This window comes from Lacipirellula sp. (assembly GCF_965279485.1).
In the GTDB taxonomy this organism is placed as follows: Bacteria; Planctomycetota; Planctomycetia; order Pirellulales; family Lacipirellulaceae; genus Lacipirellula.
Genome location: NZ_CBDIIC010000002.1, coordinates 490,574 through 513,662, shown reverse-complemented (window position 1 = coordinate 513,662; position 23,089 = coordinate 490,574). Strand labels below are relative to the sequence as shown.

Below are 23,089 nucleotides of genomic sequence, written 5' to 3'. Positions count from 1 at the left end.
ATCACTGCCCACTGCCCACTGCCCACTGCCCACTGCCCACTGCCCACTGCCCACTGCCCACTGCCCACTTAAGATCGGCTCCAAGGATGGACCCCTCCCCCAAACCACTCGATCGCACCCCGCTCTGGATGCGTGCCGCCGGCCTCTTCGCCGCCGGCGGCGTTCGCGCCTGGATGAGCACCCTCGAGTATCAAGCCCTTTTCTACGACAAGAACGTCGATCCCATCCATGGCGTCGGCGGCCAGCGGATCTACGTCTTCTGGCACGAATACATCCTCATCCCGCTCTATATGCGCGGCCACTGCAACCTCACGATGCTGCTGAGCAAGCATCGCGACGCCGACATCCTCTATCGGGTGGCGCATCATCTCGGTTTCGAGTGCGTCCGCGGCTCGACGCATGGCGGCGCTGCCGAAGCACTGCTCGAACTTTCGCGCCGCGGTCAGCACATGCACCTCGCGATCACCCCCGACGGCCCGCGCGGCCCGCGGCGCAAGCTCGCCCAAGGTCCGATCTATCTCGCTTCCAAGCTCGGCCTGCCGATCGTCCCGTTCGGCATGGGACTCGATCGCCCGTGGCGTGCGAAAAGCTGGGACCGCTTCGCCGTCCCGCGCCCCGGCTCCCGCGCCCGCGCCGTCGTCGGACCAGAGATTTACATTCCGCCGGGGCTGAGTCGTCCCGAACTCGAAGAACGCCGCCTCGGCGTCGAGACGCTGCTCACGCAACTTTGCGACGAGGCCGAAGATTGGGCCACCACCGGCGAACGCCGCAAAGGCGCCGTCGCCGTGGTCCGCCAAGGCATCGATCCACAGATCGCAGCCCAGCGCCGCAACGAGTCCAGCAAGCAGCCCACTTCAGCAGAGCAACCGGCGCCGCCCACGCTCAAAGTAACTCCCGACGACGCCCGCGCCGCCGGCTAGGATGCCTCACCCTAGCCCTGGGCTCCGCCCGGGGGTCGGCCTCCATCTCGCGAAACGTTGCCGCACGTCGCACCACCCCCGGGCGAAGCCCGGGGCTAAAAGCGACGCGGACTTAAGCAAGCCTCTACCCCAAGAACTCCACCGCCCCGGTCTTGATGTCATACATTGACCCGACGATCTTGATCTTGCCGGCCTGTTCCAAGTCGTGCAGGATCTCGCTCTGCGCCCGAATCTGAGCGACTTCGCGCAGCACGTTCGTCCGCGCGACCGCATCGACGAACGCCGGATTCTTGCCCGTCCGCTCGCCAGTGAATTCAGTCTTCGCGACGGCCGGCTTGATCCGTCCGAGCAACCCGGTGAGGTAACCAAGCTCCACGTCGTCGATCGCGCCCGCAACGGCGCCGCACGAGGTGTGCCCCATTACCAGTACGAGCTTTGCTCCTACGACAGCGCAGGAAAATTCCATGCTGCCGATGATGTCGTCATTGACCACGTTCCCCGCGATCCGCGCATTGAACGTATCGCCAATCCCCATGTCCAAAATAATCTCGGCCGGCGCCCGCGAGTCGATGCAGCTCAATAGCACCGCCGCCGGAAACTGCCCCGTCGAGCTGGAGATCTGCTCACGCAAGAAGTTTCGTTCCTGCCGCTCGCCCGTGCGGAACCGCATGTTCCCCGCCTTCACCAAGACGATGACGTCGTCAGGCGTCATCTTGTCGCGCTGCTCCCGGGTGAGCGCGTCGTAGGCCATCGCCGGTGTAGCGGTGGCGCCCATGGTCCCGGCCGCAGCGGCGACGCCGCAGCAACCGAGAAAACCACGCCGATTCCCGTTGAACAAAGAATCACGCCCCATCGTGCGACCCCTGGAAAGACGAATTGCGGTGAAAGTGGACTATGCTCAGCGGAAACATAGCACATTGCCGAGATCGCTAATGTTTTGCCGGAAGTCGTCCGCCAGCAAGCGTGATTCATCCGCACGACCCGCGTATCCGGCCCGTCACGTAGCGCTCATCTGAACGACGTTCAGCGCTCCAAGCCGCAACGCCCATTTAGCCCCGCCCGCTCGCGGCAGGCGGAACTCACCGCAATGCCCGCTCCCACACGGTCGCCCGGCGCGGTATGCGGCGCTCAATGCGCAATGCCTCGGCCAGCTCTCGCCTCACGTGAGCCCAACGGTCATAGGCGTAAAATAGCGGTAGCGATCCTGCAAGCGCCGCGATGCCCACGAATGCCAGGAAATCGCCAAGCATTGAAGACGCAGCCACTGTCGAGGCGACCGCCCCGCCAACGAGTAACATCGAGCCCGCAAGCATTAGCGCCAGCCCCAGCCACTTGGCGAGTTCGTTCATCGTCATGCCTGCCGCTGGCTTCGCGTCAGCCGGCACAACGCTTCGCGATGGTGTTTTGCCGGCAATTGTGGATGCCGGGATGGAAACACTCGCCGCGCCTTGAGCTTCGCCTCGCCGACGAAACCACACCAAGCTCCCGCAACAAGGACACGGCGCGTCCCGCGTCAGCGACGGCTCAATCCGAAAGCGGCTCCCGCATACCTCGCAGTGACCTGGATCCCCTTCGGGCGTTCTGGAAGAAGGAAGCATCAGAAATTCTCGCCGCGCGGCTGTGAGGAAAGTCGGCTTGCAATGATGCCGCCGATTGTATGCTGTCGCGATCGTCCACACGATCTTCGCACGTCAAGCAACGAAATTGGCCGCGTCAAAAAACAAAAACTTCGTTGCTGAAATCGGCCACTCACTTTGTTAGGTTGCAGGTTCGTTGTAACGCCATCCCGGACGGCGTCAATTGGTGGCCAATCGTGCCACTGCTGGCTCGCCCAGCAGTGCGCCCCGTGTGCCCGCGTCACACTGTTAGACAAGCCAGCAGTGGCACTGGGCGCCCGGGCCCGGGGAACTGCCAAAACCGTTCACCGAGGCGACATATAGGCCGCAAACAGCCGCATCGTAACATCAACGGTGAAGTAGACTTACAGCGGCGTTTTGCCTAAATTGCCAGCTCGTGTCGCGAAAAATCGACTTTGCGACACAATGCGACACGCGACACGACATCAAGCGACACGACACCCAGAATCCTCCGCCATGGCGAATCCCGACTCCAGTTCTACTCCCGACGCGACCGCCGCCGAAAACGAAGCTCCCGATCGCTGGCGCGAGGTCCGCTTTCGCCACTCCCCCTCGTTCGTCGACGTGCTGCGTGAGGCCCGCTGTTCGCTGCTCGTCTCGACCTACCAGGCGGGCAAGCTCCTGTCGATCGGCCTCGCCGACGGCAAGCTCCACTTCTCGTTCCACAACTTCGACCAGGCGATGGGCGTCGCCGTCTCGCCGCAGCAGGTCGCGGTCGGGGCCAAGGGACAAATCTGGTTCCTGCGAAACAACGCGCAGCTCGCCCCCAGCATTGAGCCGGCCGGCCGCTACGATGGCTGCTACCTCGCCCGCACCGCTCACGTCACCGGCGGCATCCACTGCCACGAGATGGCCTGGGGCGGCGATCGCGGCGACGAGTTGTGGGTCGTCAACACGCTCTTCTCTTGCCTATCGACGCTCCACGACGACTTCAGCTTCGTTCCCCGCTGGCGGCCGTCGTTCATCACGAACCTCGCCGGGGAAGATCGCTGCCACATGAACGGCCTCGCGATGGATCGCGGCCGGCCCCGCTTCGTCTCGATGATGTCGCAGACGGACACCGCCGCCGGCTGGCGACCGACGAAAAGCACGAGCGGCGTGATCCTCGATGTCGTCAGCGGCCAGCCCGTGACGCATGGCCTCGCGATGCCCCACTCGCCCCGCTGGTACGGCGAGCGGCTGTGGGTGCTCAACTCCGGCTTCGGCACGCTGGAAGTCGTCGACCCCGCGAGCGGTCGTCGCGATGCGGTCGCCGGCATGCCCGGCTACACCCGCGGGCTAGGCTTCAGCGGCCCGTTCGCGTTCATCGGTCTCTCGAAAATCCGCGAGACGGCCGTCTTCGGCGGCGTGCCAATCGCCGAGCATCGCCACGAACTCAAGTGCGGCGTCGGCGTCGTCGACCTCCGCACCGGCAAGCCGGTCGCTTCGCTCGAGTTCGAATCCGGCGTCGAAGAAATTTTCGACGTCCAAGTGCTCGAGAACACCGTCTGCGCCTCGCTCTGCGGCCCGCGGCCTGATCAAGATGGCGCTCAAGATATTTGGCTCGTGCCGCGCCCCGATCAGGTCGAACAGCTCGCCGCAACTTCCACCGTCGGCGGTCGCCCCGCAGCGAGCGGTAATCGCGGCCCCGCATTTCCGACGTCCGAGGCTCACGCCTTCGGCGGCAGCGACGTTACGCTCAGCGACGCCCAGTTCCAAATGGTGCTCAATCAGGCCCTCCGCCTGCAGCGGGAACGCCGCATCGGCGAGGCGATCGAGCTCTTCCAACGCGCCACGGCGGCCCGGCCGCAATCGGCGGAAGCCTGGAACCATCTCGGCAACGCCCTGCAAGACGCCGGTCAGCAAGAGCAAGCCCTCGACTGCTACCGCCTGGCGGCCGAAGCGAACCCGACCTTCGGCCCTGCCCTGCAAAATTTTGGTTACCTCCTCGTCGCGCAAGGTCGCGTCGACGAAGGTCGCCAACGCCTCGAAGAAGCCCAGCGCGTTCAGCCGGCGCCGGTGAACCACGTCCTCATCGCAACGGCGCTGCCGGTCGTTTACGAATCAATCGAAGACGTTCGCCATCGCCGCGAGAGTCTGCTCGCGCGCGTCCAACAGGTCGTCAATGACGGCGTCACGATCGACACCACCGCGACTCTCGTCCCGACAAACTTCTTCGCCGCTTACCAAGGCGAGAACGATCGCGACCTCCACGCCAACCTCGGCCGCATCTACCGCGGCGTCGATCTCACGCGAGGGCGACCGGTCGACAAGTCGCGTCCCCGCCCGCGGATCGGTTTCCTTTCCGCCTACTTCCGCGACCACACGATCGGCCGGCTCAACATCGGCCGCATTGAGCGTCTCAATCGCGACAAGTTCGAAACGGTCGTCCTCTCCGTTGGCCGGCATCAAGACGCGCTCGCCGATCGCTTCCGCCAGGTGGCCGACAAATACGTCGAAATCAACCGCGACGTCGCTGCGGCTCGCCAGTTAATCGCCGACCAAGAGCTCGATCTGCTGTTCTTCGCCGATGTCGGCATGGACGCCCTCAGCTACACGCTCGCCTTCTCGCGAATGGCGCCCGTGCAGGCCGTCACGTGGGGCCACCCCGTGACGACCGGCAGCTCGACAATGGACCTGTTTTTGTCGGGCAAAGAACTCGACGGCCCCAGCGGCGAAGGGCACTACACCGAACGCTTGGTTCGCTTGCCCAACCTCGCCACCTACTACTACCGACCGCAGTTGGCGACGCCTGCGAAGAGTCGCGCTGATCTTGGCCTCTCGCCCGATGCGAATCTCTACATCTGCCCGCAAACGCTCTTCAAGTTCCATCCGGCGTTCGACGAACAGCTTGCCGGCATCTTGCGGCGCGATCCGCACGGCGAGTTGGCGCTCATCGAAGGCCGCACGGCCAACTGGACGCGGCTGCTGCGCGAGCGCTTCGCCCGCAGCATGCCCGACGTGGTCGATCGCATCAAGTTCTTGCCGGCGCTGCCTAACGAAGACTTTTTGCAACTGCTCGCCCTTGCCGACGTGATGCTCGATCCGCCGCAGTTCGGCGGCGGCAACACCAGCTACGAAGCGTTCGCCGTCGGCACGCCGATCGTCACTTGGCCCGGCGAACTCATGCGCAGCCGCATCACGCACGCCCTTTACGCGAAGATGGGAATCAGCTCGCTAACTGTCGACTCAGGCGAGGCATATATTGCTCGCGCGCTGGAACTCGGCACGAACGCCGCGCTCCGGCAAGCGATCCGCGCCGAGATTCTCGCCAAGTGCGGCGTGCTCTACGAGGACGACGCCGAAGTCCGCGACTTCGAGCACTTCCTCCTCACGGCGACAGGGCGATGAACGTGAACGCCGCGCCGACGGAACGGCCTCCCCGCAGCGCTCGCATCGACGGGCTGCTGGCGATCAGCGGCGCCGTCGCGCTAGCGACAACGATCGGCCTCACGCGACTCGCGGCGACGGACGTTGCCGATGCGCTCACCCGCAACACGGTGCGACTCTCTCTGGCATGGTACGCCGCAGCGCTCTTCATGATGATGCGGATGCAACGCGACGATTGGGCCATCCGCACGCGCTTGGGCCAAGTCGCCCGCTGGTGCTGGACCTGGGGCGTCGTCGTCTTCCTCGTCCATCTGGCGATGGCGTTTCACTACTTCCACGGCTGGTCGCACGCCCATGCGTTCGAAACGACCCGTCAGGCGAGCGGCGTCGGCGAGGGGGTATTTGTCTCCTACTTCTTCACGCTCTGGTGGACCTTCGACGCGGCGGTATGGTGGGCGGCCCCCCGCTGGTATGCTGACAGGCCCGCGTGGATCGGTCGCACGCTCCACCTGTTTATGTTGTTCATTGTGTTCAACGGCATGGTCGTCTTCGAATCGGGACCGATTCGCTGGGCCGGCGTCGTGCTGTTCATCGCCCTCCCCGCCGCGTGGCTGCTGAGCCGACGCCCCCGCCTGGATCACGCCGTATGACCGCCTCGAACGCCGAACCGTCGGCTCTCGCCTCACCCTCACGCTCCGGCCTCGTCGCGTGGACGCCGTTCTACTACGGCTGGGTGAACGTCTTCGCCGCCGCGCTGATGATGCTCGCGACGTTGCCCGGCCGCACGCAGGGGCTCGGCCTCATCACCGAACCGCTGCTGGCCGATCTCAAGCTCGATCGCACGACGTTCGCTCAGATCAATCTGTGGGCGACGCTCATCGGGGCCCTCTTTTGTTTGCCTGTGGGACGCTGGCTCGATCGCAGCGGGGCACGGCTGGTGCTCGTCGTCCTCGTGTTCGGCCTCGGCGCCGTCGTCCTCGGTATCAGCCGCGTTGAAACGACTCTCATGCTTTTCCTACTGATCACCGCAACCCGCGCCATCGGCCAGAGCGCCCTCTCCGTGGCGAGCATTGCGCTCGTCGGCAAATGGTTCCAGCGCCGCATTAGCATCGCGATGGGCGTTTATGCACTGCTCGTCGGCTTCATGTTCGTCGTGGCGTTCGGACTCGTCGGCTATGCCGTGCAAGCTCAAGGCTGGCGAACCGCCTGGGGAGAAATCGGCATCGTCCTGCTGGCGGGGTTCGCCCCGGCGGCATGGTTGCTCGTTCGCAGCACGCCCGAAAGCGTCGGCGTGAAACCTGATGATGCGAACGCGGTCGAAGCCACGCCCATGGGCCTGACCCTCTCCGAATCACTGCGAACGCCCGCCTTCTGGGTCTTCGCACTGGCCACGTCGATCTACGGACTGGTTTACTCAGGCTTTGGACTGTTCAACCAATCGATCGTCGAGCAGCTCGGCTTCACCGCGGAGGATTATCACAAGACGCTGATCATTGCCACGTTCGTCGGACTCGCCACGCAACTGGTCGGCGGTTGGCTCGGCTGGAAGTGGTCGCTCCGCGGGTTGATGATGCTGGCGATGGGCCTCTACGGCGCGTCGCTGTTGTGGCTTCCCTCGGTCACGGGGCGTTCGGAACTCTTTTCGAACGCCGTGCTGATGGGCGCCGCCGGCGGCATGGTAACGGTCGTCTTCTTCGCCATTTGGCCTGAGCTCTTCGGCCGCCGCCACCTCGGCCTCATCCAAGGCGCTGCGCAGCTGCTCACCGTGCTCGCCTCCGCGGTAGGTCCGCTGCTGTTCGCCGAGTGCTTCGCCCGCACTGCCTCTTACAACGCGATGTTCTACGCGTTGGCCCCGGCGGTGCTGATTCTCGGCCTCGCCGCGTGGTTCGTTCCCCGACCTTCGCTCGCTGCAGCAGGAACATAAAAGCCACCGGCTCCGCCGGTGGACGTAGTACGCCAGACGCAATTTCAAACTAGCAGCGTCCAACGGCAAAGCTGGTGGCTTTTGTTGGCCATGGGGTGCGCAGTACACGCTACCCAAGCGCCGGATCGCTCAGTCCCCACTCCCCCGTCTCGACTCGCCCCGCAAACCGCCGTTCAAATGGCCTGCCGCCGTCGACGAACACCGAAAGATCGTACCAGCGATCACTCGCCACCAGATCGATCGGAATGACAAACGATTCGCCCGCTTGCAGCACGCGTTCGATTGGCGTCGCTCCATACGCATTGTCGATGATTGACACGATCTCTGGACTGCGCGAGACGTTACGAACCTTAAGTTCAACGGATCCGGCGGCACGTTTCGAACCAGAAGAAGAGGCTGGTTCGACCAGCGTCACTTCCACCGGCGATGCCACTCCCTCGCCACGGTAGCGACGATAGAACCCGTTGGGGCCGTAGACTTCCACGTCGTAACGGTCGTGTGGAAACTCATTGATCGCCCAAGCATCCGCAAGCTCGTCGCCAGCCTTCACGGCGTAGTTCCGCACCCGCAAGTCATCGCCATGCCGGCTGTAGGCGATGAACGGCGCGCCGGCCGAACGACTGCCGAAGCGTTCGTTTCCAGCCGCGAAGCTAATACTCAGTTCCCCCGTCTGCGGATCAACGGCGCCGTTGACGGCGAGTTCATACGGCAGAGGCGCCGCCGGCCGCTGTCCTGCTTCTTGCCGCGGCATCACGTCACTGCTGTTCGGCTCCTTCCGCATCGCCGCGATCTCATCGGCCGACAACGCGTGGAAGTCTGCCGGCGGCGCCTTGAACTGCGCCTGATGAATCCCTTCCAAGAACGCATCACGGTGGGGGTACGGCAGTTCGACCGCGCCCGTCGGCGGCTCCGGTTTGAATGCCGACGTGAGATCGCCGCACACAGTCCGCCGCCACTCGCTGATGTTCGTTTCCTTGATCGGCTTCCCCGTGCGGTGCTCCAGCAGCTGTTCTAGGAACTGGAGCACTGAAGTGTGATCAAAAACCTCCGAGCAAACCGCCCCGCCCCGGCTCCACGGCGACGCGATGACCATCGGTACGCGGTAGCCAAGCCCAATGGGACTATCGCGGCAATCATCCGGACCCTTCCGCTTCGACTCCTGCTCGCGGGTGACGTATTCAACGGCCGCATCGATCCCGTCGGAAACCTTGCCCGCGTCCGCCGCCCCAGGCTTTGGCGGCACGAAAGGCGGCACATGATCGAAGTAGCCGTCGTTCTCGTCGTACGTGAGGACGAACACGGTCTTCTTCCACACCTCGGGCCGCCGCGTAAGAATCTCCAGCACCTCGGCCAGATACCACGCCCCGTACCACGGCGAGCCGGGGTGGTCGGAGAATCGCTCCGGCGCCACCAGCCACGAGACGGCCGGCAGCGTGTCGTTATCCACGTCACGCCGGAACTGATGGAGCACATCCCCCTTGGGGACTTCCATCGTCCGCGGCGTCCCTTGATCGTCGTACGCCATCTCGACGACCGAGTGGTAGCCCGGATCGCCGCTATTCGTGGTGAATGCCCGCTCGTGGATGCGTTGCTGCTCTGGCGGCAGCTTCTTGAAGTTCGCCGCACTCCACTTCTTGATCTCCGCATTCACGGTGATCAGTTCGCCCCGTGCGGCGCCGAGGCGGACGCCCTCCTCCAGGCTGATTGTCTTCGCCGCGCGCTTTTTCTCCAACTGGGCGATTTCTTCCCGCAGGCCTTTCGCGTGGGCTTTCAGGTAGCGGTTGTGAGCCGGCGAGAACCTCACGCCGTAACGCGTGAACCACTCGATTGGGTTGTCGGTAAAGTTGGCGAGCCACGCTTCCGCTTCGCCATACAGGCCGGTCGAGACGCTAGTCTCGTTCTGATAGATCTTCCAGGGCACTCCCGCCGCTTCGAGCCGCTCGGGGTACGTCTTCCAGCTAGCCTCACGATCGTAGTTGACGTCGGAGTTCTGTACACAGGCCCACGAGTCGGGCGACGGTTGCTCGCGGATTGTGCCGGTCCATAGGTGGAGCCGGTTCGGCGTCGTTCCGGTCAGCGACGAGCAGAAGTTCTGATCGCACACCGTAAAGGCGTCGGCCAGGGCGTAGTAAAACGGGATGTCATCCCGATCGTAGTATCCCATCGTCAACGGCATGTCGCGGAACTCTTCGTGCCCCGATGCCTTTGCTTGCAACCACTGGTTACACTGGCCGCCGTTGCGCGCGTCGACCTGATCGGTCCAGCTATGGGGCAGCGAACCCATCCAAGTGGCGTTTGTCTCTTTGATGTTCAGCCGAAACGGCACGTAGCTGGCGCCGGCATTGTTCGTCTGCACCCACACCGGGTTGCCGTTCGCTAGCGTCAGCGCCCGCGGGTCGTTGTAGCCGCGCACGCCGCGGAGCGTGCCGAATGCGTGGTCGAACGAGCGGTTCTCCTGCATCAGGATCACTACATGCTCGGCGTCGAGGTAGGTGCTCCCTGGCTCCGGCGCGATCGCCAGCGCCTTCTCGATCGACCCATGCAGCGCCGCCCACATGCCGGCGCCAGACAGGAAGGCCGCCTTCTTGAAGAACTCTCGTCGCGTATCCATCAGCTAGGGTTCTCGAATCAGTTCGCTTGGTGATGCTAGCGAGGCCGGCCGCCGTCGCCCCATCTATTATGATTGCTCGGCCGCACCGTCTGAAGTAGGGCGATGTGCGCAATTTGGGCGGCATTCTCAGTTCGCCTCTCGCGGCCTGCATGCGTCTGTCAGCGTAATATCCGTTCATGAAGGCTTGTCGAGCAATGCCCGCGGCATTTCGCGCTTGGCCGTTCACCCCCCTAACGCTAAGCTACCCCCGCGCCGCCTGAGAGGTCGACTTCACATGTTGCGCAAATTGCAGGTACGAATGTCGCGTCATGACGACGCGGCGAGGCACGGAGGCCGTCGTTGAGATGAAGTATTTTGCGCAGGCGCTGAGAGATGCATCGCGACACAAAACGGTGCTGGCCGCGGCAATCGCATGCTCGCTGGCCGTGGCGGTGTTGTGGAGCCTGAACATCGCGGCCCTCTTTCCGATCATTCAGACGACGCTCAACGGCGAGTCGCTCCAATCGTGGAATCAGGAGCGGATCGATCGCGCCGAGACCGATCTTGCGACGCACGAAGCTGACCTCGCCGACATCGAAAAGCAGCTTCTAGCGGCGAATCCTGGTCAGCGGCAAACGCTCGAAATTGAGCGCAGCAAAACGAATGCGCTCATCACGCGCGACAGGCTCACGGCCGAGTGGGCCGGCCGCATCCAGCCAATTTTTGAGCGCTGGATGCCTTCCACGCCGTTCGCAACAGTCGTGCTCGTTGTCTGCGTCATCGTGGCCGCCACGGCCGTAAAACAGCTGCTGGCCGTGATGAACCAGATGCTCGTGGCGTACGTTTCCCAGAGCATCGCCCGCGACGTGCGGAGCCGCGTCTTCAACAAAGCGCTCGCGCTCGATCGACCGCAATTCAACAAGCAAGGCGTCAGCGGCTTCACCGCCCACATCACGCATACGACCGACATGTTGGCGCAGGGGATCACCGCCTTCTACGGCGGCGCCGTCACCGAGCCGTTGCGGATCATCACCTGCCTCATCCTCGCCGCGTTTATTTCGTGGCGGCTGACGCTGGCCTCGCTGATCTTCGCGCCCCTCGCGGCGTTCCTGATGCTGCACCTCAATCGCCGCATCCGCTCGCTCTCGTACCGCGTGCTCGATCGCTCGCTCGGCTTCCACCACATCATGATCGAGGTCTTCAACGCCCTCAACACGGTACAGGCCTACTCGATGGAAGACTTCGAGCGCAAACGCTTCCGCGAGGCGACCGGCGCCATAAAGCGGACGGCGCTCATGGCGACGTTCTACAACACGCTGTCGAGCCCGATCACCGAACTGCTCGGCATTGGCATGCTCTGCACCGGCCTGTGCGTCTCGTCGTACCTCGTGATCTTCCGCGCGACGTCGATCTTCGGCATTCCGATGACCGACACGCCTTTCGAGCCGGCGATCATCACCGTCTTCTTCGGCGCCCTCATCGCCGCGGCCGATCCCCTGCGGAAGCTGTCGGGCGTCATCACCGGTTTGAACACCGGTATGGCCGCCGCCAACTTGCTCTACCCGATGCTCGAAATGGATTCGGGTCTCAAGGAACCGTCGGCGCCGAAGCTGCTTCCTGCGACGCACAAGCAGGTCGAGTTCCGCAACATCAGCTTCAGCTACGACGGCCTGCAGCAGGTGCTCGACGATGTCAGCCTTACCGTTAGACGGGGCGAGCACCTGGCAATCGTCGGTCCGAACGGCGGCGGCAAGAGCACGCTCATCAGCCTATTGTGCCGCTTCTACGATCCGGTTGAGGGCGAGGTGCTCATCGACGGCGTCTCGCTTCGCGATCTGCCGCTGAGCGAAGTTCGCCGCAAGATCGCCCTCGTCACGCAGCAGACCGAGCTCTTCAACGAAACGATCCTCCACAACATTCGCTACGGCCGCTGGGATGCGACTGAAGCAGAAGTGATCGCCGCCGCGGAACTCGCGCGGGCCCATGAATTTATCAGCGGCTTCACCGACGGCTACCAAACCGTCGTTGGCGCCAATGGCCAACGCCTCAGCGGCGGCCAACGGCAGCGGATTTCGCTCGCCCGTGCGTTCTTGAAGAACGCCGACATCCTCATTCTCGACGAAGCGACCAGCCAGATCGACGTCGATAGCGAACGGCTGATCCACGACGCCCTCGACGACTACGGCCGCGAGAAGACGATGATCATGATCACCCACCGCGAGAGCACGCTGTCGCTCGCCGACAAGGTGGTGCGGGTGGAGTATGGCAAGATCGAGCAAGTGAAGCACGAATCGCGCGCAGCGTAGGTGGTGGACTCCTAGCCCCGGGCTCCGCCCGGGGGCGCCCCTACGCAGGACCACGCCTACCGGTAGGCAAGCCGACCCCCTGACGGAGCCAGGGGCTAGGGTTAAGCGCGGCTCATGCCTGCTTCAGTCTCGCGATGCCGAAGCCCGACTTGCCAAACCCATTGCCGTTGTAAAGCAAGTAGGTCTTCGCACCTTGCTGCTGCACCCAGCAGTACTCCATCATCTCCGAGTCCCATCCCGCATCGCCCATCGCGATGCCGACTGCATCGTCGCGGCGGGTCCACTCGATGCCGTCGTTTGATTCTGCGTAGCCGAGCCGGTAGGCCTGCTGCGGCCGCGTGCGGTAGTCGGTCGTTGAGCGATACGAGTAAAACATCCCGTAGCCGGTGCCACGGCGGAAGACGCAGGGCCGGCCGATCGCCTCGCCGTGGGCCGCCTCGACGCACGAGCGGCCGGTGATCCGCCAGTGAATGCCGTCGGGCGACTCGGCGTACTTCACGTGGTAGCTCGGCTCCCAGCGGTCGTGGATCAGCTGCCAACCGGTGCACGAGATGTACCACATCCGCCATTGGCCGCCGTCTTGCATCACGCAAGGCGCCGTGGCGAAGAACGGCTCGTCGAGGCTGCGATCGATGAGCGGCCCAGTCGCATACCGCTCGAACGACTCGCCACCGTTGCGACTGACGGCCATGCCGATTGATAGGCGATACGGTACTGTGCCGACGACGTTCCAGCCAATGTAGTAGAGCCGTTGTTCATCGCAGTGGTTGATGAGCCACGACGGCATGATGCCGCTGTCGTCGAATGAACCGGCCGGCCCGAACTCAAGCACCGGCTGCGGATCGAACGCCGTCACCTGCGGCGGCTGGTTCTCACTCAAGGCGGCGAGATCGACCCGCAACCGCGCAATCCGCGACTTGCCTGCGGCGTCGCGCGTGCTTACATAGACGCGCCACTCTCCTGGTCGGCTCGCGTCGACGACGGGGAGCGTCGCATGCGTGTGCGCCCACTCCGCTTCGCCTGCCGGCTGCCACACCACGCCGAGCTTTTCCCATTCCATGGTTCGCATCCATTCCGTTCACGGCGCGACGAGCGGCGAGCACGCTGCGCGAGTTTTCGTCGGCTTAGAAATCGATGTCGGCGCTCGACACCTTCGACGCCTTCGTCGCATCGGCCTTGTAGAGCGACCACGCCTCGGTGTCTTTGGTGATGTTCGCCCCCATGCCGATGAGCGTTCCCTCGCCGAGCGTGATCTGGTCCTTCAGCGTCGCGTTGACGCCGAGGAACGAATACTTGCCAATCCGGCAGTGCCCGCTGATCACGACGTGCGACGTGATGAAAGTGTGGCTTTCGACCGTCGAGTGGTGGCCGATGTGGTTGCCGCTCCAAATGACGACGTTGTCGCCGATCGACGCGAACGGTTGAATCGTATTATCTTCCAAAATAAAACAGTTGTCGCCGATTTGCTGCTCGGGAAACGTCGTCGCCCGGCTGCTGATGTACGAGATTAGCTCATAGCCGCGCGACTTCAGGTCACTGTAGATTCCCTCGCGGAGTCGGTTCATCTTGCGGTGCGACATCGGCGCGAACGCGCTCACCTGGCTCGGCGGATAGCGCTGTTCGAGATCCTCGAGCGCCACCACCGGCAGCCCCTCAAATTCCGCCTCTGCCGGCAAGAACTCGCGGTGGACCGTAAACGCCACGACGCGATGCGGGCTATCGTGCCGCAAATAAAAATGGGCGAGCGAGGCAAAATCCTTCACGCCGAAGATGACGACGTCGGCCATGGTTTACCTCGGTTCCCGATAAACGTACGTGGTGTATTCGTAGAGTCCGTAGTCGGCGCGGAAGCGGATATGCCGGCTCAGCCGTTGCCGCAGGAAGGCCGCGAGTTGATCGAACGGCAGATGAAACAGGTCGTCCCGCTCCCAATCGACATGCTTCGACATGACGTTGAACGCCAAGCCGCGGCGGGCGGCAGGGAAGACGCGTTCGAGCAACCGCTGCGTGTAGTCCCACATCGCGTCGAACGTCATGCCCCGCTTCTCGGTAAGGACGCCGTTCATCACGATGTAATCGACTTCGGGGAGCGGCGCCGCGTCGGCGAGCGCGTCGAGGCAGTGGAACTCCACGCCCGGGAACTTCTGCTGCGAGAGTTCCACGAATTTTGGCGAAGCGTCGAGCCCGATGTACCGCAGGTCGCCGCTGCCCTGCTCTTGCATGTACTGCCACAGGTGCGCTGTCCCGCAGCCAAAGTCGAGCAGGCTCACGCCCGGCTGCTGGGCGTCGGCGCCGAGAAGTTCGAGCATCACGCGATAGCGGGTCGCGGCGTCGTGGGGGTTCGGCCAATCGACTCCCAAATGGGTGTCGCCATGCCGCTCCAGGCACCCTTCGTAATGCTCGATCAGCGATTGATAATCGACCTGCTCCATCCGTAGCGTTGTCGCAAAGTGGCGGGCGTTTGACAACCGGCAAAGTTTTTCGGTTGAGCCCTAAACACCGCTCGTGGCCGCACTTCTAGCCCCGGGCTCCGCCCGGGGGTCGCGCACCATGCCGATGGAGTGTCGCTCCTGCTTCACACCGACCCCGGGCGGAGCCCGGGGCTAGGGACGCGGTGCGCGGTAGGCGGGAAAGAATTTCGTTCCTGCAGGCGCCGCGGCTGCAAGCCGCTCGTAAGTCTCGTGCTGCAAGATTCGCCCGCAGAGATAAACGGGCCGCGTCTCGGTCGACCATCCTTGCTTAAACCGCGTCAGCCCCGAATCGCTGGCATTCGTCCCGGCGCCGGCGCCGAGCGCCGCCCACCGCACGCCTTGTTCGGCGAACTGCTGCAGCGCCGTTGAAAAAATCGCGAACGACGCCGCCAAGCCGTAGCCCCGCTCGTTGTAGGCGCCGAGATGGTAGTAGGCGACGCCGCGGTCGACATACCAGAGCGTCATCCCGCAAATTCCCTCCGCATCGGCAGCGGCGAATGCTTGGAACCCCGGCACAGCGAACTGCTTCGCAAACGACTCGGCTGAGAAACGAGCAATGCCCTGAATGCCGTGCCGCTCGATGAGACAATCGTAGAGCCCTTGCCACGCCTGCAACGCCGCCGCGTCTTCGGGGGAGACGTTCTGCACCGTGACGTTTTTCAGCCCTTTGCGAATGTTGCGGCGATGGTGACTATCGACGATCGCATCAAGCGGCCGACTGAGGTCGGTCGCGAAGTGCTGCTTGTACGCGTAGCAAACATCGGGAAACGTCGCCGCAAGCAATTCGGGCGACGCTTCCGCAAACGAATCGGTCACGCCGTAAACGCAGACGAATCGATCCGCGAGCGCGGCGAGGTCGTTGTCCAACTCGTTCCAGTCGCGGCACGCAAGCAACGGGTAAGGGCCCACGGCGTCTTGCCCAGCGGCGCCGGGAATCGCCTGCCCGAGGAAGAATCCGCCCGATCGCGGCAATTCGACCACTTCGCCGAATTCGCTAAGCGACTCCGCATACGCCCGGCTCGCGTAGCCAGCGGCGGCGCTCATGCCGACCCGCCGACGATGTGGTCAGGATTCAGCGGCTCCTTGAGCACATCGAGCAGATAGCGGCCGTAATCGTTGTTGATTGCGCTGCCGAGCCGCTCAAGCTGCTGCGCGTCGATGAACCCTTTGCGGAACGCGATCTCTTCGATGCACGCGATCTTAAGCCCCTGGCGGGCTTCGATCGTTTGCACATATTGAGCCGCCTGCAGCAGCGTTTCATGCGAACCGGTATCGAGCCACGCGAAGCCGCGGCTGAATCGCTCGACCCGCAAGGCGCCTCGCTCCAGGTAAACGCGGTTGACGTCGGTGATCTCGAGTTCGCCGCGCGGCGAGGGTTTGAGATTCGCCGCAATGTCGACGACCGTGTTGTCGTAAAAGTAAAGCCCCGGCACGGCGTAGTTCGACTTGGGCGCCGTCGGCTTCTCTTCGAGCGACAGGACGCGGCCGTCGCCGTCGAACTCAACGACGCCGTAACGCTGTGGGTCCTTTACCGGGTAGCCGAAGATCGTCGCCCCCTCTTTGCGGCCCGCGGCGTCCATGAGCATCGCGTGGAAGCTTTGGCCGTAGAAGAGGTTGTCGCCGAGCACAAGCGCGCAGTGATCGTTTCCGACGAATTCGCGGCCGATGATGAACGCCTGAGCCAAGCCTTCAGGCCGCGGCTGAACGGCGTACTGAATCGAGAGGCCAATCTCGCGACCGTCACCGAGCAGGCGTTGGAAGCCGCCGATGTCCTCGGGCGTCGAGATGAGCAGCACCTCGCGGATGCCGGCAAGCATCAGCACCGACAGCGGGTAATAGACCATCGGCTTGTCGTACACCGGCAGCAGCTGCTTGCTCGCCGCCCGCGTCAGCGGATAGAGCCGCGTCCCCGCCCCGCCGGCGAGGATGATTCCCTTCTTGAAGTACGTGGCGTGCGACATGGCGGCGGATCAACTGAGCATGAAAGCCACCGGCTCTGCCGGTGGACGGAGTAAATGGCGAGTTCGGCGGCACATCGTCCACCGGCGGAGCCGGTGGCTTTTACCGATGCGACGCGCTGCGTCAGTCTACCGCGATTCGCCCGCCAGCCCCAGCCGCTCGCGCTGATAGTCGCCGCTAGAAATCCGGCTAATCCACTCCCCGTTTTCAAGATACCAAGCGACCGTCGCCGCGAGCCCTTCCTCAAATGTTCGCTGCGGTTCCCAGCCCAGCTCCCGACGAATCTTCGTGGCGTCGATCGCGTAGCGGCGATCGTGGCCCGGGCGGTCCTTGACGAAATTCACTAAGGAGTCGCACGGAAAATGGGGCAAATCGGGCCGCAAGTGATCGATCAGCCGGCAGATTAGCCGCACCACGTCGAGGTTGGCTCGCTCGCTGTTGCCGCCGATGTTGTAGGTCTCGCCCGGCACGCCTCGCTCCGCCGCGGCCCGCAACGCCCGGCAGTGGTCTTCCACGTAAAGCCAGTCGCGCACGTTGAGTCCGTCGCCATACACCGGCAACGGCTTTCCTTCGAGCGCGTTGAGGATCATCAGCGGGATCAGCTTCTCCGGAAACTGGTACGGCCCGTAGTTGTTCGAGCAGTTCGTCACCAGCGTCGGCAGGCCGTAGGTGTGGTGATAGGCCCGCGCGAGATGATCGGACGCCGCCTTCGACGCTGAGTAGGGCGATCGCGGCGAGTAGGGCGTCGTCTCGACGAACGCCCCGTCATCGCCGAGCGAGCCGAAGACTTCGTCCGTCGACACATGCAGGAAGCGAAACGCCTGCTGCCGCTCGCTGGGTAGCGCTCGCCAGTAGTCGCGGGCCGCGTGGAGCAGCGTGAACGTCCCCACGACATTCGTCTGCACGAAGGCCGCTGGCCCGTCGATCGAGCGGTCGACATGCGACTCAGCCGCGAGGTGAATCACCGCGGTTGGCTGTTCGGTCTTCAGCAACTCGGCGACGAGCGCTTCGTCGGCGATATCGCCCTGCACAAAGCGATGCCGCGGCTCGTTGATCACAGGCTGCAGCGAATCGAGATTCCCCGCATACGTCAGCTTGTCGAGCGTGACGACGCGCGTCGCCGGTTCCTCGGCGATGATTTGTCGAACCAGGCAACTGCCGATGAAGCCGGCGCCGCCGGTGATGAGGTAGGTTCGAGTCATGCACTCCAGCCGTCGGGGCCTGCCAATCGAAGTTTAGGCGGCCCGCTTCAGCCGCGTCGCTAAATCTTGGGGCGGTTCTTCCGGAACTTCGCGACCCAGGAACTTGTCGAGCCGGCTGCGGAACTGCTTCCAGGGCCGCATGATCTCCCGCACGACGCGATACGAGGTCATGTCGACCATCGCTTCGTAGCGTTCGTTCAGCTCGGTCAGCTGACGGTTGTCGCTCTCCAGGCCCTCGACGTACTGATTGACGACGCGCGCCTGGTCGACCTCGTGCATCAGCCAGTGGAGCGTATTGTAGCGATGTTTGTAGATTTCATCGCGGTACTTGCCGCCGAAGTGGTGGTCGATCATCGAAAACATGCGGAACGTCAGCATCAGCTGCCGCCCACGGTCCATTCCGGTCCACAGCCCGCCGGCATGCTTGCGGTAGGCCGACATCGGCTCCTTAGTGAAGCCGATGTTGCCGTGGGCGGCGTTCAGGATGTTCAGCGGCCAGTCGCCAAGATTCGTCTGCGTGAACCAATCGGGCAGCCGATCAAACAGCCGGTTCCGGAACATGCAGCCGCTGGTCGGGATGAAGTTATCTTCGAATAGATCGTGAATCGTCGCTTCTTCGCGATCGAAGTTGTCGGGCCACACGTCGGCGCCGGTGATTCCGTCGGAATAGATGCACTTCACCGGATGGAAGTGGATCGCCCAGTCGGGCCGCTCGTCGAGCTTGTCGGCCTGAATCTGCAGCTTATTCGGGTTGAGAAAGTAATCGTCACCCTCCAGGATCACGACGTACTTACCACGGCATTCAGCGAACGTGTTGACGAAATTCGGCGAGCCCCCTTGGTTCTTTGCCGGCAACCGCGGGCGGATGGTCTCCGGATAACGGCGGGCGAAATCGCGGACGATCTCGCGGGTGCGGTCGGTCGAGCAATCTTCGCCAATGACGATCTCCAGCGGAAAGTCGACCCGCTGAGCCAGCGCGCTCTCGATTGCTTGCGCGATGTAGCGTTCATGGTTGTACGTCACCATGCACACGCTGACCTTGATTTCTCCGCCTGCTTGCTCGCTCACGCCGCCCTCCGCCGTCCAATCGCCAGGTTGCCGAGTATCGTGCCGATGCTCGCGATCATCGACTCGTCCACCGCCGTGCCAGTCGGCAGTTGAAGTAAGCGGTCGCACAGCCGATCGGTCTGGGGGAGGCGTCTCCCCGTCGCTTCGTGCGCCGCGCGGTACGGTTCCATCCGGTGGCAGCCCGGTGAAAAGTACTTCTTGGCGAGCACGTTCTCTTCGTGCAGCTTCGCCACTAGCTGATCGCGGGTCTGCCCGGCGTCGCGGGCCTCGACCTCGACGACGATGTATTGGCAGTTGCTCTGTTCAAACGGCGGCGGCGACAGCAGTCTCACGCCGGGGATGCCTGCCAGCGCCCGCTCGTAGGCGGCGAGATTGATCCGATTGCGGGCGATGAAGTCGTCGACGCTCTCCAGCGAGGTGAGCCCCATCGCCGCCGAGAGTTCGTTCATCTTCGCGTTGGTGCCGACGTCGCAGACTTCGCCCCGCTCCAGGCCAAATGCCCGCATCCGCCGCAAGCGGGCGGCGAGATCGTCGTCGTTGGTCGTGATGGCGCCCCCTTCGGCGGCGTTGACGAACTTCGTCGCATGGAAGCTGAACACCTCGGCGTCGCCAAAGTTGCCCAGCATCTGCCCGCGCTGCGTGCATCCCAGGGCATGGGCCGCGTCGTACAGCACCTTCAATCCGTGCCGCTCGGCGACGTCGTCGAGTCCTGCGACGTCGCAAGAACGCCCCCAGACATGCACGCCCAGGATGCCGGTCGTCCGCGGCGTCACCAGCCGTTCCACTGCGGCCGGATCGAGCGTGTGGGTCGTCGGATCGACGTCGGCGAATACCGGCGTCACGCCGAGCCAAGCCAGCGCATGGGCCGTCGCCGGGAAGGTGAATGAGGGGACGATCACTTCGCCCGTCATGTCGAGCGCCCGGATCGCCAGCTCCAGGCCAATCGTCGCGTTGCATACGGCGACGCAATGACGCACCCCCAGATACTCGGCAAGCCGCTGTTCGAACTCTTGCAAATAGGGTCCGTCGTTGGTCAGCCAACGACGGTCTAATAAGTCGATAAATCGCTCTAGTAATCGCTCACGGTCGCCGATGTTCGGACGCCCGACGTGAAGCGGTTCGGCGAAGTGCGGCGTGCGACGCGACATGGGCGTAAGTTACTAGCTACAAAGGAGAAAACGCTAAAGGCCGAATGCGGCGAGTAACGTAACGGAGATGTTTTCGACGAGCAATACGGATCAGGTTTTTAGACGCTAGCTCGACGATTTTCGAGCCAATGATCTTGTCTATCCGACTACTTTTCGGCATATTCCCCCCTGCCCTCCAGGCAATCTATTTGGGCATGCTCGCCAAGCACCTGTGCCCACCTCCTGCTTCAACTGACGGAACACCTATGGCAGGCGCCCACTCGCCCAGCTGGTTTGAAACCCGCCGACAACATCTCGACCCCGTTGGCCTTCCGCGCGATCTGCTCTGCAACGCCGCGCAGGTGAACGCCGTCGAGAAGCATTTCTCGCCGCTGCTAAAGAACCCCGCCGTACGCGACGCGATGGTGCGCGACGAGGTGCCGATTCCCGCAACCGATGATCGCGAAGGGTACTTCGACGATCGCCACCTTTCGTACTGGCTCTCGGGGTACGAAGACATGCAGGTCATCCGCCAGATGATCCCGGACAGCGCGCTGAGCCGCGTGCTCGACTTCGGCGGCGCCAGCGGTCGCTTTGCGCGTCACGTCATCTTGGCCGATCGCGCTGCTAGCGTCACGATCGCCGAGCTGAACGTCAATCACGTCGCTTGGGTCGACCAGCATTTCGGCCCGTCGGTGCGGGCGGTGAAGGTCAGCCCCTACCCATATTGCCCAGTCGCCGACAACAGCATGACGCTGTGCGTCGGCATGTCGGTGTTCACCCACATCGACAGCTACGAAACGGGCTGGCTCGCGGAAATCCACCGCGTCCTCGATGAAGGCGGCTACGCCTTCCTGACGATTCATTCCGAACACACCTGGGGCGTCCTCGACGAGCACACCGGCGTCCGCCGCACGCTTGCCAACTGCCCCAGCTTCGCCTCGGCTTGGGAACGCGGCAAGCCGATGCCCGCCGAGCGAATGGTGTTTACCTACAACGAAGACTCGATCGAACACAACTGCAACGTGTTCGCTCACACCGACTACATTCGCCGCTGCTGGGGCAAATGGTTCGACATCGTCGAAATCGCGCCCGGCGCCCACCATGGTTTCCAAACGGTCGTCGTGCTTCGCAAGCGGACGAAAATGCGTTTGGCGGCTGCGGGGTGAGATGGCAGATGGATGAAGGCGGAACGGATCGCCTCGTTGGCCCGCCTCCCATCGGCGTCGTCTGAAGAAATCAGGAAGACAGACTTCAGGAATCTATCGCATGCGTATCGCTTTCTATTCCACCCTACAAGGTATGTCGTGGGGCGGCAGCGAAGAACTTTGGAGCGCCGCCGCTGAGGCGCTGCTGCGCGATGGACACCAGGCCTGTCTCCAGTTCCGGCAGCGTCGCTACGTGCCGCAGCAACTGCGGCCGCTGCTCGATATGGGCGCTGAAGTCACTCCCCGTCGCGGTCCGTTTTTTGGCGGGCGGATTCGGAAGCTGCTCCGGAAGATGCGGTCGCCGAATTACAACTTGCTGAAGTGGTTCCGCGCGGCTCAGCCCGACTTCGTGCTGATCTCCGTCTCGTACCACATGGACGATCTGCAAGTCGCCCACGCCTGTAAAGAAGCGGGCATTCCCTACGGCATCCTGGTCCAAGCGGCGAGCCCCTACCAGTGGACCGATCCGTGGAACGCCGAATCGCAACGGACTGCTTACGCCAACGCGGCCCGCTGCTATTTCGTCTCCGCGCAAAACCGCGACATTCTCGAAGCGAACCTGGGCGTTGATCTTTCCGACGCCGAGATCGTCGATAACCCATTCAACGTGAGCGTCGACGCCGCGCCCGCCTGGCCCGTGGCGACGAACCCCTGGAAGCTGGCGTGCGTCGCCCGCGTCCATTTCCAATCGAAGGCGCAAGACGTCCTGCTGCAGGTGATGCGGCAATCGAAGTGGCGTCAACGTCCGCTGGAACTGACGCTCCACGGCAGCGACGGCGGCAGCCTGAAGCAATTCAAGTCGCTCGTGAAGCTCTACGATCTGCAGAAGACCGTGAAGCTCGGCGGCTTCGTCGATAACATCGAAACCGTTTGGGCCCGCAATCACGGCCTCATTCTTCCATCACGCTACGAGGGCAACCCGCTCGCGATGATCGAAGCGATGATGTGCGGCCGAATGCCAATCGTTACCAACGTCGGTCGTGCGGCCGAACTGATCGACGACAACCATAGCGGCTTCATCGCCGCCGCAGCGACCGTCGAACTCGTCGACGATGCCCTGGAACGCGCGTGGCAACGTCGGCATGAGTGGCAAGAAATCGGCGCGAACGCCGCGAAGGCGGTGCGGAAGCGCCACAGCCTAAGTCCGGCGCAAGACTTTGCCAATGCGATCGTCGCCGCCACGCAGCCGCGACGTCGGGAGGCTGTCAGCCCGGTTCGCATTGCGGGCGCGATCAACGCTGCCTGAACAGATCGGGCGCGAGAATTCGCGACCGACGAATCCCTACCCCCGGGCTCCGCCCGGGGGTAGTTTTCTATTCCGATTGAGAATGCCCCTTGTGGTGCGACCCCCGGGCGAAGCCCAGGGCT

At 63.4% G+C, this 23,089-nt stretch carries 18 protein-coding genes; 7 read left to right on the top strand and 11 right to left on the bottom strand.

The annotated features are described in order from the left end of the window. Positions 1–86: 86 nt before the first annotated feature. Positions 87–920, top strand: a complete 834-nt coding sequence (locus tag ACQY7R_RS09570) for a lysophospholipid acyltransferase family protein (protein ID WP_428305378.1) — start codon at positions 87–89, stop codon at positions 918–920. A 124-nt stretch (positions 921–1,044) separates the two neighbouring features. Here ACQY7R_RS09570 and ACQY7R_RS09565 read toward each other — a convergent pair whose 3' ends face one another. Then, positions 1,045–1,773 (bottom strand): carbonic anhydrase family protein, encoded by a 729-nt coding sequence (locus ACQY7R_RS09565; protein WP_428305377.1) that lies wholly within the window; start codon positions 1,771–1,773, stop codon positions 1,045–1,047. Between the two features lie 226 nt (positions 1,774–1,999). After that, positions 2,000–2,269: a hypothetical protein gene (locus ACQY7R_RS09560; RefSeq protein ID WP_428305376.1), complete on the bottom strand. Its 270-nt coding sequence runs from the start codon at positions 2,267–2,269 to the stop codon at positions 2,000–2,002. Positions 2,270–3,013: 744 nt separating this feature from the next. On the opposite strand from ACQY7R_RS09560, the gene ACQY7R_RS09555 reads away from it, so the two are divergent. The 3 genes from ACQY7R_RS09555 to ACQY7R_RS09545 are packed head-to-tail and all read left to right on the top strand — an operon-like array spanning position 3,014 to position 7,790. Next, complete coding sequence (locus ACQY7R_RS09555) at positions 3,014–5,887, top strand: TIGR03032 family protein (protein ID WP_428305375.1); 2,874 nt, start codon at positions 3,014–3,016, stop codon at positions 5,885–5,887. Next, positions 5,884–6,516, top strand: coding sequence for a hypothetical protein (locus ACQY7R_RS09550; RefSeq protein ID WP_428305374.1), 633 nt, complete (start codon positions 5,884–5,886; stop codon positions 6,514–6,516). Before ACQY7R_RS09555 ends, ACQY7R_RS09550 begins: the two co-directional genes overlap by 4 nt. Continuing rightward, on the top strand, positions 6,513–7,790 hold the full coding sequence (locus ACQY7R_RS09545) for an MFS transporter (RefSeq protein ID WP_428305373.1): 1,278 nt from the start codon (positions 6,513–6,515) through the stop codon (positions 7,788–7,790). The genes ACQY7R_RS09550 and ACQY7R_RS09545 overlap by 4 nt, the downstream gene beginning before the upstream one ends. A gap of 109 nt (positions 7,791–7,899) precedes the next feature. Here the strand turns inward: ACQY7R_RS09545 and ACQY7R_RS09540 are convergent, their stop codons facing one another. Then, a complete protein-coding gene (locus ACQY7R_RS09540) occupies positions 7,900–10,401 on the bottom strand; it encodes a phosphocholine-specific phospholipase C (RefSeq protein ID WP_428305372.1) in 2,502 nt (833 codons plus the stop codon). Positions 10,402–10,709: 308 nt separating this feature from the next. Here ACQY7R_RS09540 and ACQY7R_RS09535 point away from each other — a divergent pair, with 308 nt between their 5' ends. Then, entirely contained in the window at positions 10,710–12,686 is a 1,977-nt protein-coding gene (locus ACQY7R_RS09535) for an ABC transporter ATP-binding protein (RefSeq protein ID WP_428305371.1), read from the top strand. Between the two features lie 112 nt (positions 12,687–12,798). On the opposite strand, the gene ACQY7R_RS09530 is transcribed toward ACQY7R_RS09535, so the two are convergent. The 8 genes from ACQY7R_RS09530 to ACQY7R_RS09495 all read right to left on the bottom strand — a co-directional run bounded on the left by ACQY7R_RS09530 (position 12,799) and on the right by ACQY7R_RS09495 (position 20,534). After that, a complete protein-coding gene (locus ACQY7R_RS09530; protein WP_428305370.1) occupies positions 12,799–13,746 on the bottom strand; it encodes a hypothetical protein in 948 nt (315 codons plus the stop codon). Between the two features lie 64 nt (positions 13,747–13,810). Further along, entirely contained in the window at positions 13,811–14,473 is a 663-nt protein-coding gene (locus tag ACQY7R_RS09525; RefSeq protein ID WP_428305369.1) for an acetyltransferase, read from the bottom strand. Positions 14,474–14,476: 3 nt separating this feature from the next. Next, positions 14,477–15,154, bottom strand: coding sequence for a class I SAM-dependent methyltransferase (locus tag ACQY7R_RS09520; RefSeq protein ID WP_428305368.1), 678 nt, complete (start codon positions 15,152–15,154; stop codon positions 14,477–14,479). Positions 15,155–15,289: 135 nt separating this feature from the next. Further along, positions 15,290–16,201: a GNAT family N-acetyltransferase gene (locus ACQY7R_RS09515; RefSeq protein ID WP_428305367.1), complete on the bottom strand. Its 912-nt coding sequence runs from the start codon at positions 16,199–16,201 to the stop codon at positions 15,290–15,292. Beyond that, entirely contained in the window at positions 16,198–17,118 is a 921-nt protein-coding gene (gene rfbA, locus ACQY7R_RS09510) for a glucose-1-phosphate thymidylyltransferase RfbA (protein ID WP_152099774.1), read from the bottom strand. The genes ACQY7R_RS09515 and rfbA overlap by 4 nt, the downstream gene beginning before the upstream one ends. A gap of 126 nt (positions 17,119–17,244) precedes the next feature. Beyond that, a complete protein-coding gene (gene rfbB / locus ACQY7R_RS09505) occupies positions 17,245–18,318 on the bottom strand; it encodes a dTDP-glucose 4,6-dehydratase (protein ID WP_428305366.1) in 1,074 nt (357 codons plus the stop codon). A gap of 33 nt (positions 18,319–18,351) precedes the next feature. Beyond that, positions 18,352–19,386, bottom strand: a complete 1,035-nt coding sequence (locus ACQY7R_RS09500) for a glycosyltransferase (RefSeq protein ID WP_428305365.1) — start codon at positions 19,384–19,386, stop codon at positions 18,352–18,354. Then, on the bottom strand, positions 19,383–20,534 hold the full coding sequence (locus ACQY7R_RS09495) for a DegT/DnrJ/EryC1/StrS family aminotransferase (protein WP_428305364.1): 1,152 nt from the start codon (positions 20,532–20,534) through the stop codon (positions 19,383–19,385). The genes ACQY7R_RS09500 and ACQY7R_RS09495 overlap by 4 nt, the downstream gene beginning before the upstream one ends. 245 nt (positions 20,535–20,779) lie before the next feature. Between ACQY7R_RS09495 and ACQY7R_RS09490 the strand changes: the two genes are divergently transcribed. Beyond that, positions 20,780–21,682 carry a class I SAM-dependent methyltransferase gene (locus ACQY7R_RS09490; RefSeq protein WP_428305363.1) on the top strand — a complete coding sequence of 301 codons (903 nt, stop codon included), beginning with the start codon at positions 20,780–20,782 and terminating at the stop codon, positions 21,680–21,682. Between the two features lie 100 nt (positions 21,683–21,782). Next, on the top strand, positions 21,783–22,967 hold the full coding sequence (locus tag ACQY7R_RS09485) for a glycosyltransferase family 4 protein (protein WP_428305362.1): 1,185 nt from the start codon (positions 21,783–21,785) through the stop codon (positions 22,965–22,967). Positions 22,968–23,089 lie beyond the last annotated feature (122 nt).

What these genes read in the sequence shown, in the direction of transcription:
- ACQY7R_RS09570 (WP_428305378.1), top strand. Translation starts at nt 87, where the DNA reads ATGGACCCCTCCCCCAAACCACTCGATCGCACCCCGCTCTGGATGCGT.
- ACQY7R_RS09565 (WP_428305377.1), bottom strand. Translation starts at nt 1,773, where the DNA reads ATGGGGCGTGATTCTTTGTTCAACGGGAATCGGCGTGGTTTTCTCGGT.
- ACQY7R_RS09560 (WP_428305376.1), bottom strand. Translation starts at nt 2,269, where the DNA reads ATGAACGAACTCGCCAAGTGGCTGGGGCTGGCGCTAATGCTTGCGGGC.
- ACQY7R_RS09555 (WP_428305375.1), top strand. Translation starts at nt 3,014, where the DNA reads ATGGCGAATCCCGACTCCAGTTCTACTCCCGACGCGACCGCCGCCGAA.
- ACQY7R_RS09550 (WP_428305374.1), top strand. Translation starts at nt 5,884, where the DNA reads ATGAACGTGAACGCCGCGCCGACGGAACGGCCTCCCCGCAGCGCTCGC.
- ACQY7R_RS09545 (WP_428305373.1), top strand. Translation starts at nt 6,513, where the DNA reads ATGACCGCCTCGAACGCCGAACCGTCGGCTCTCGCCTCACCCTCACGC.
- ACQY7R_RS09540 (WP_428305372.1), bottom strand. Translation starts at nt 10,401, where the DNA reads ATGGATACGCGACGAGAGTTCTTCAAGAAGGCGGCCTTCCTGTCTGGC.
- ACQY7R_RS09535 (WP_428305371.1), top strand. Translation starts at nt 10,710, where the DNA reads ATGACGACGCGGCGAGGCACGGAGGCCGTCGTTGAGATGAAGTATTTT.
- ACQY7R_RS09530 (WP_428305370.1), bottom strand. Translation starts at nt 13,746, where the DNA reads ATGGAATGGGAAAAGCTCGGCGTGGTGTGGCAGCCGGCAGGCGAAGCG.
- ACQY7R_RS09525 (WP_428305369.1), bottom strand. Translation starts at nt 14,473, where the DNA reads ATGGCCGACGTCGTCATCTTCGGCGTGAAGGATTTTGCCTCGCTCGCC.
- ACQY7R_RS09515 (WP_428305367.1), bottom strand. Translation starts at nt 16,201, where the DNA reads ATGAGCGCCGCCGCTGGCTACGCGAGCCGGGCGTATGCGGAGTCGCTT.
- rfbA (WP_152099774.1), bottom strand. Translation starts at nt 17,118, where the DNA reads ATGTCGCACGCCACGTACTTCAAGAAGGGAATCATCCTCGCCGGCGGG.
- rfbB (WP_428305366.1), bottom strand. Translation starts at nt 18,318, where the DNA reads ATGACTCGAACCTACCTCATCACCGGCGGCGCCGGCTTCATCGGCAGT.
- ACQY7R_RS09495 (WP_428305364.1), bottom strand. Translation starts at nt 20,534, where the DNA reads ATGTCGCGTCGCACGCCGCACTTCGCCGAACCGCTTCACGTCGGGCGT.
- ACQY7R_RS09490 (WP_428305363.1), top strand. Translation starts at nt 20,780, where the DNA reads ATGGCAGGCGCCCACTCGCCCAGCTGGTTTGAAACCCGCCGACAACAT.
- ACQY7R_RS09485 (WP_428305362.1), top strand. Translation starts at nt 21,783, where the DNA reads ATGCGTATCGCTTTCTATTCCACCCTACAAGGTATGTCGTGGGGCGGC.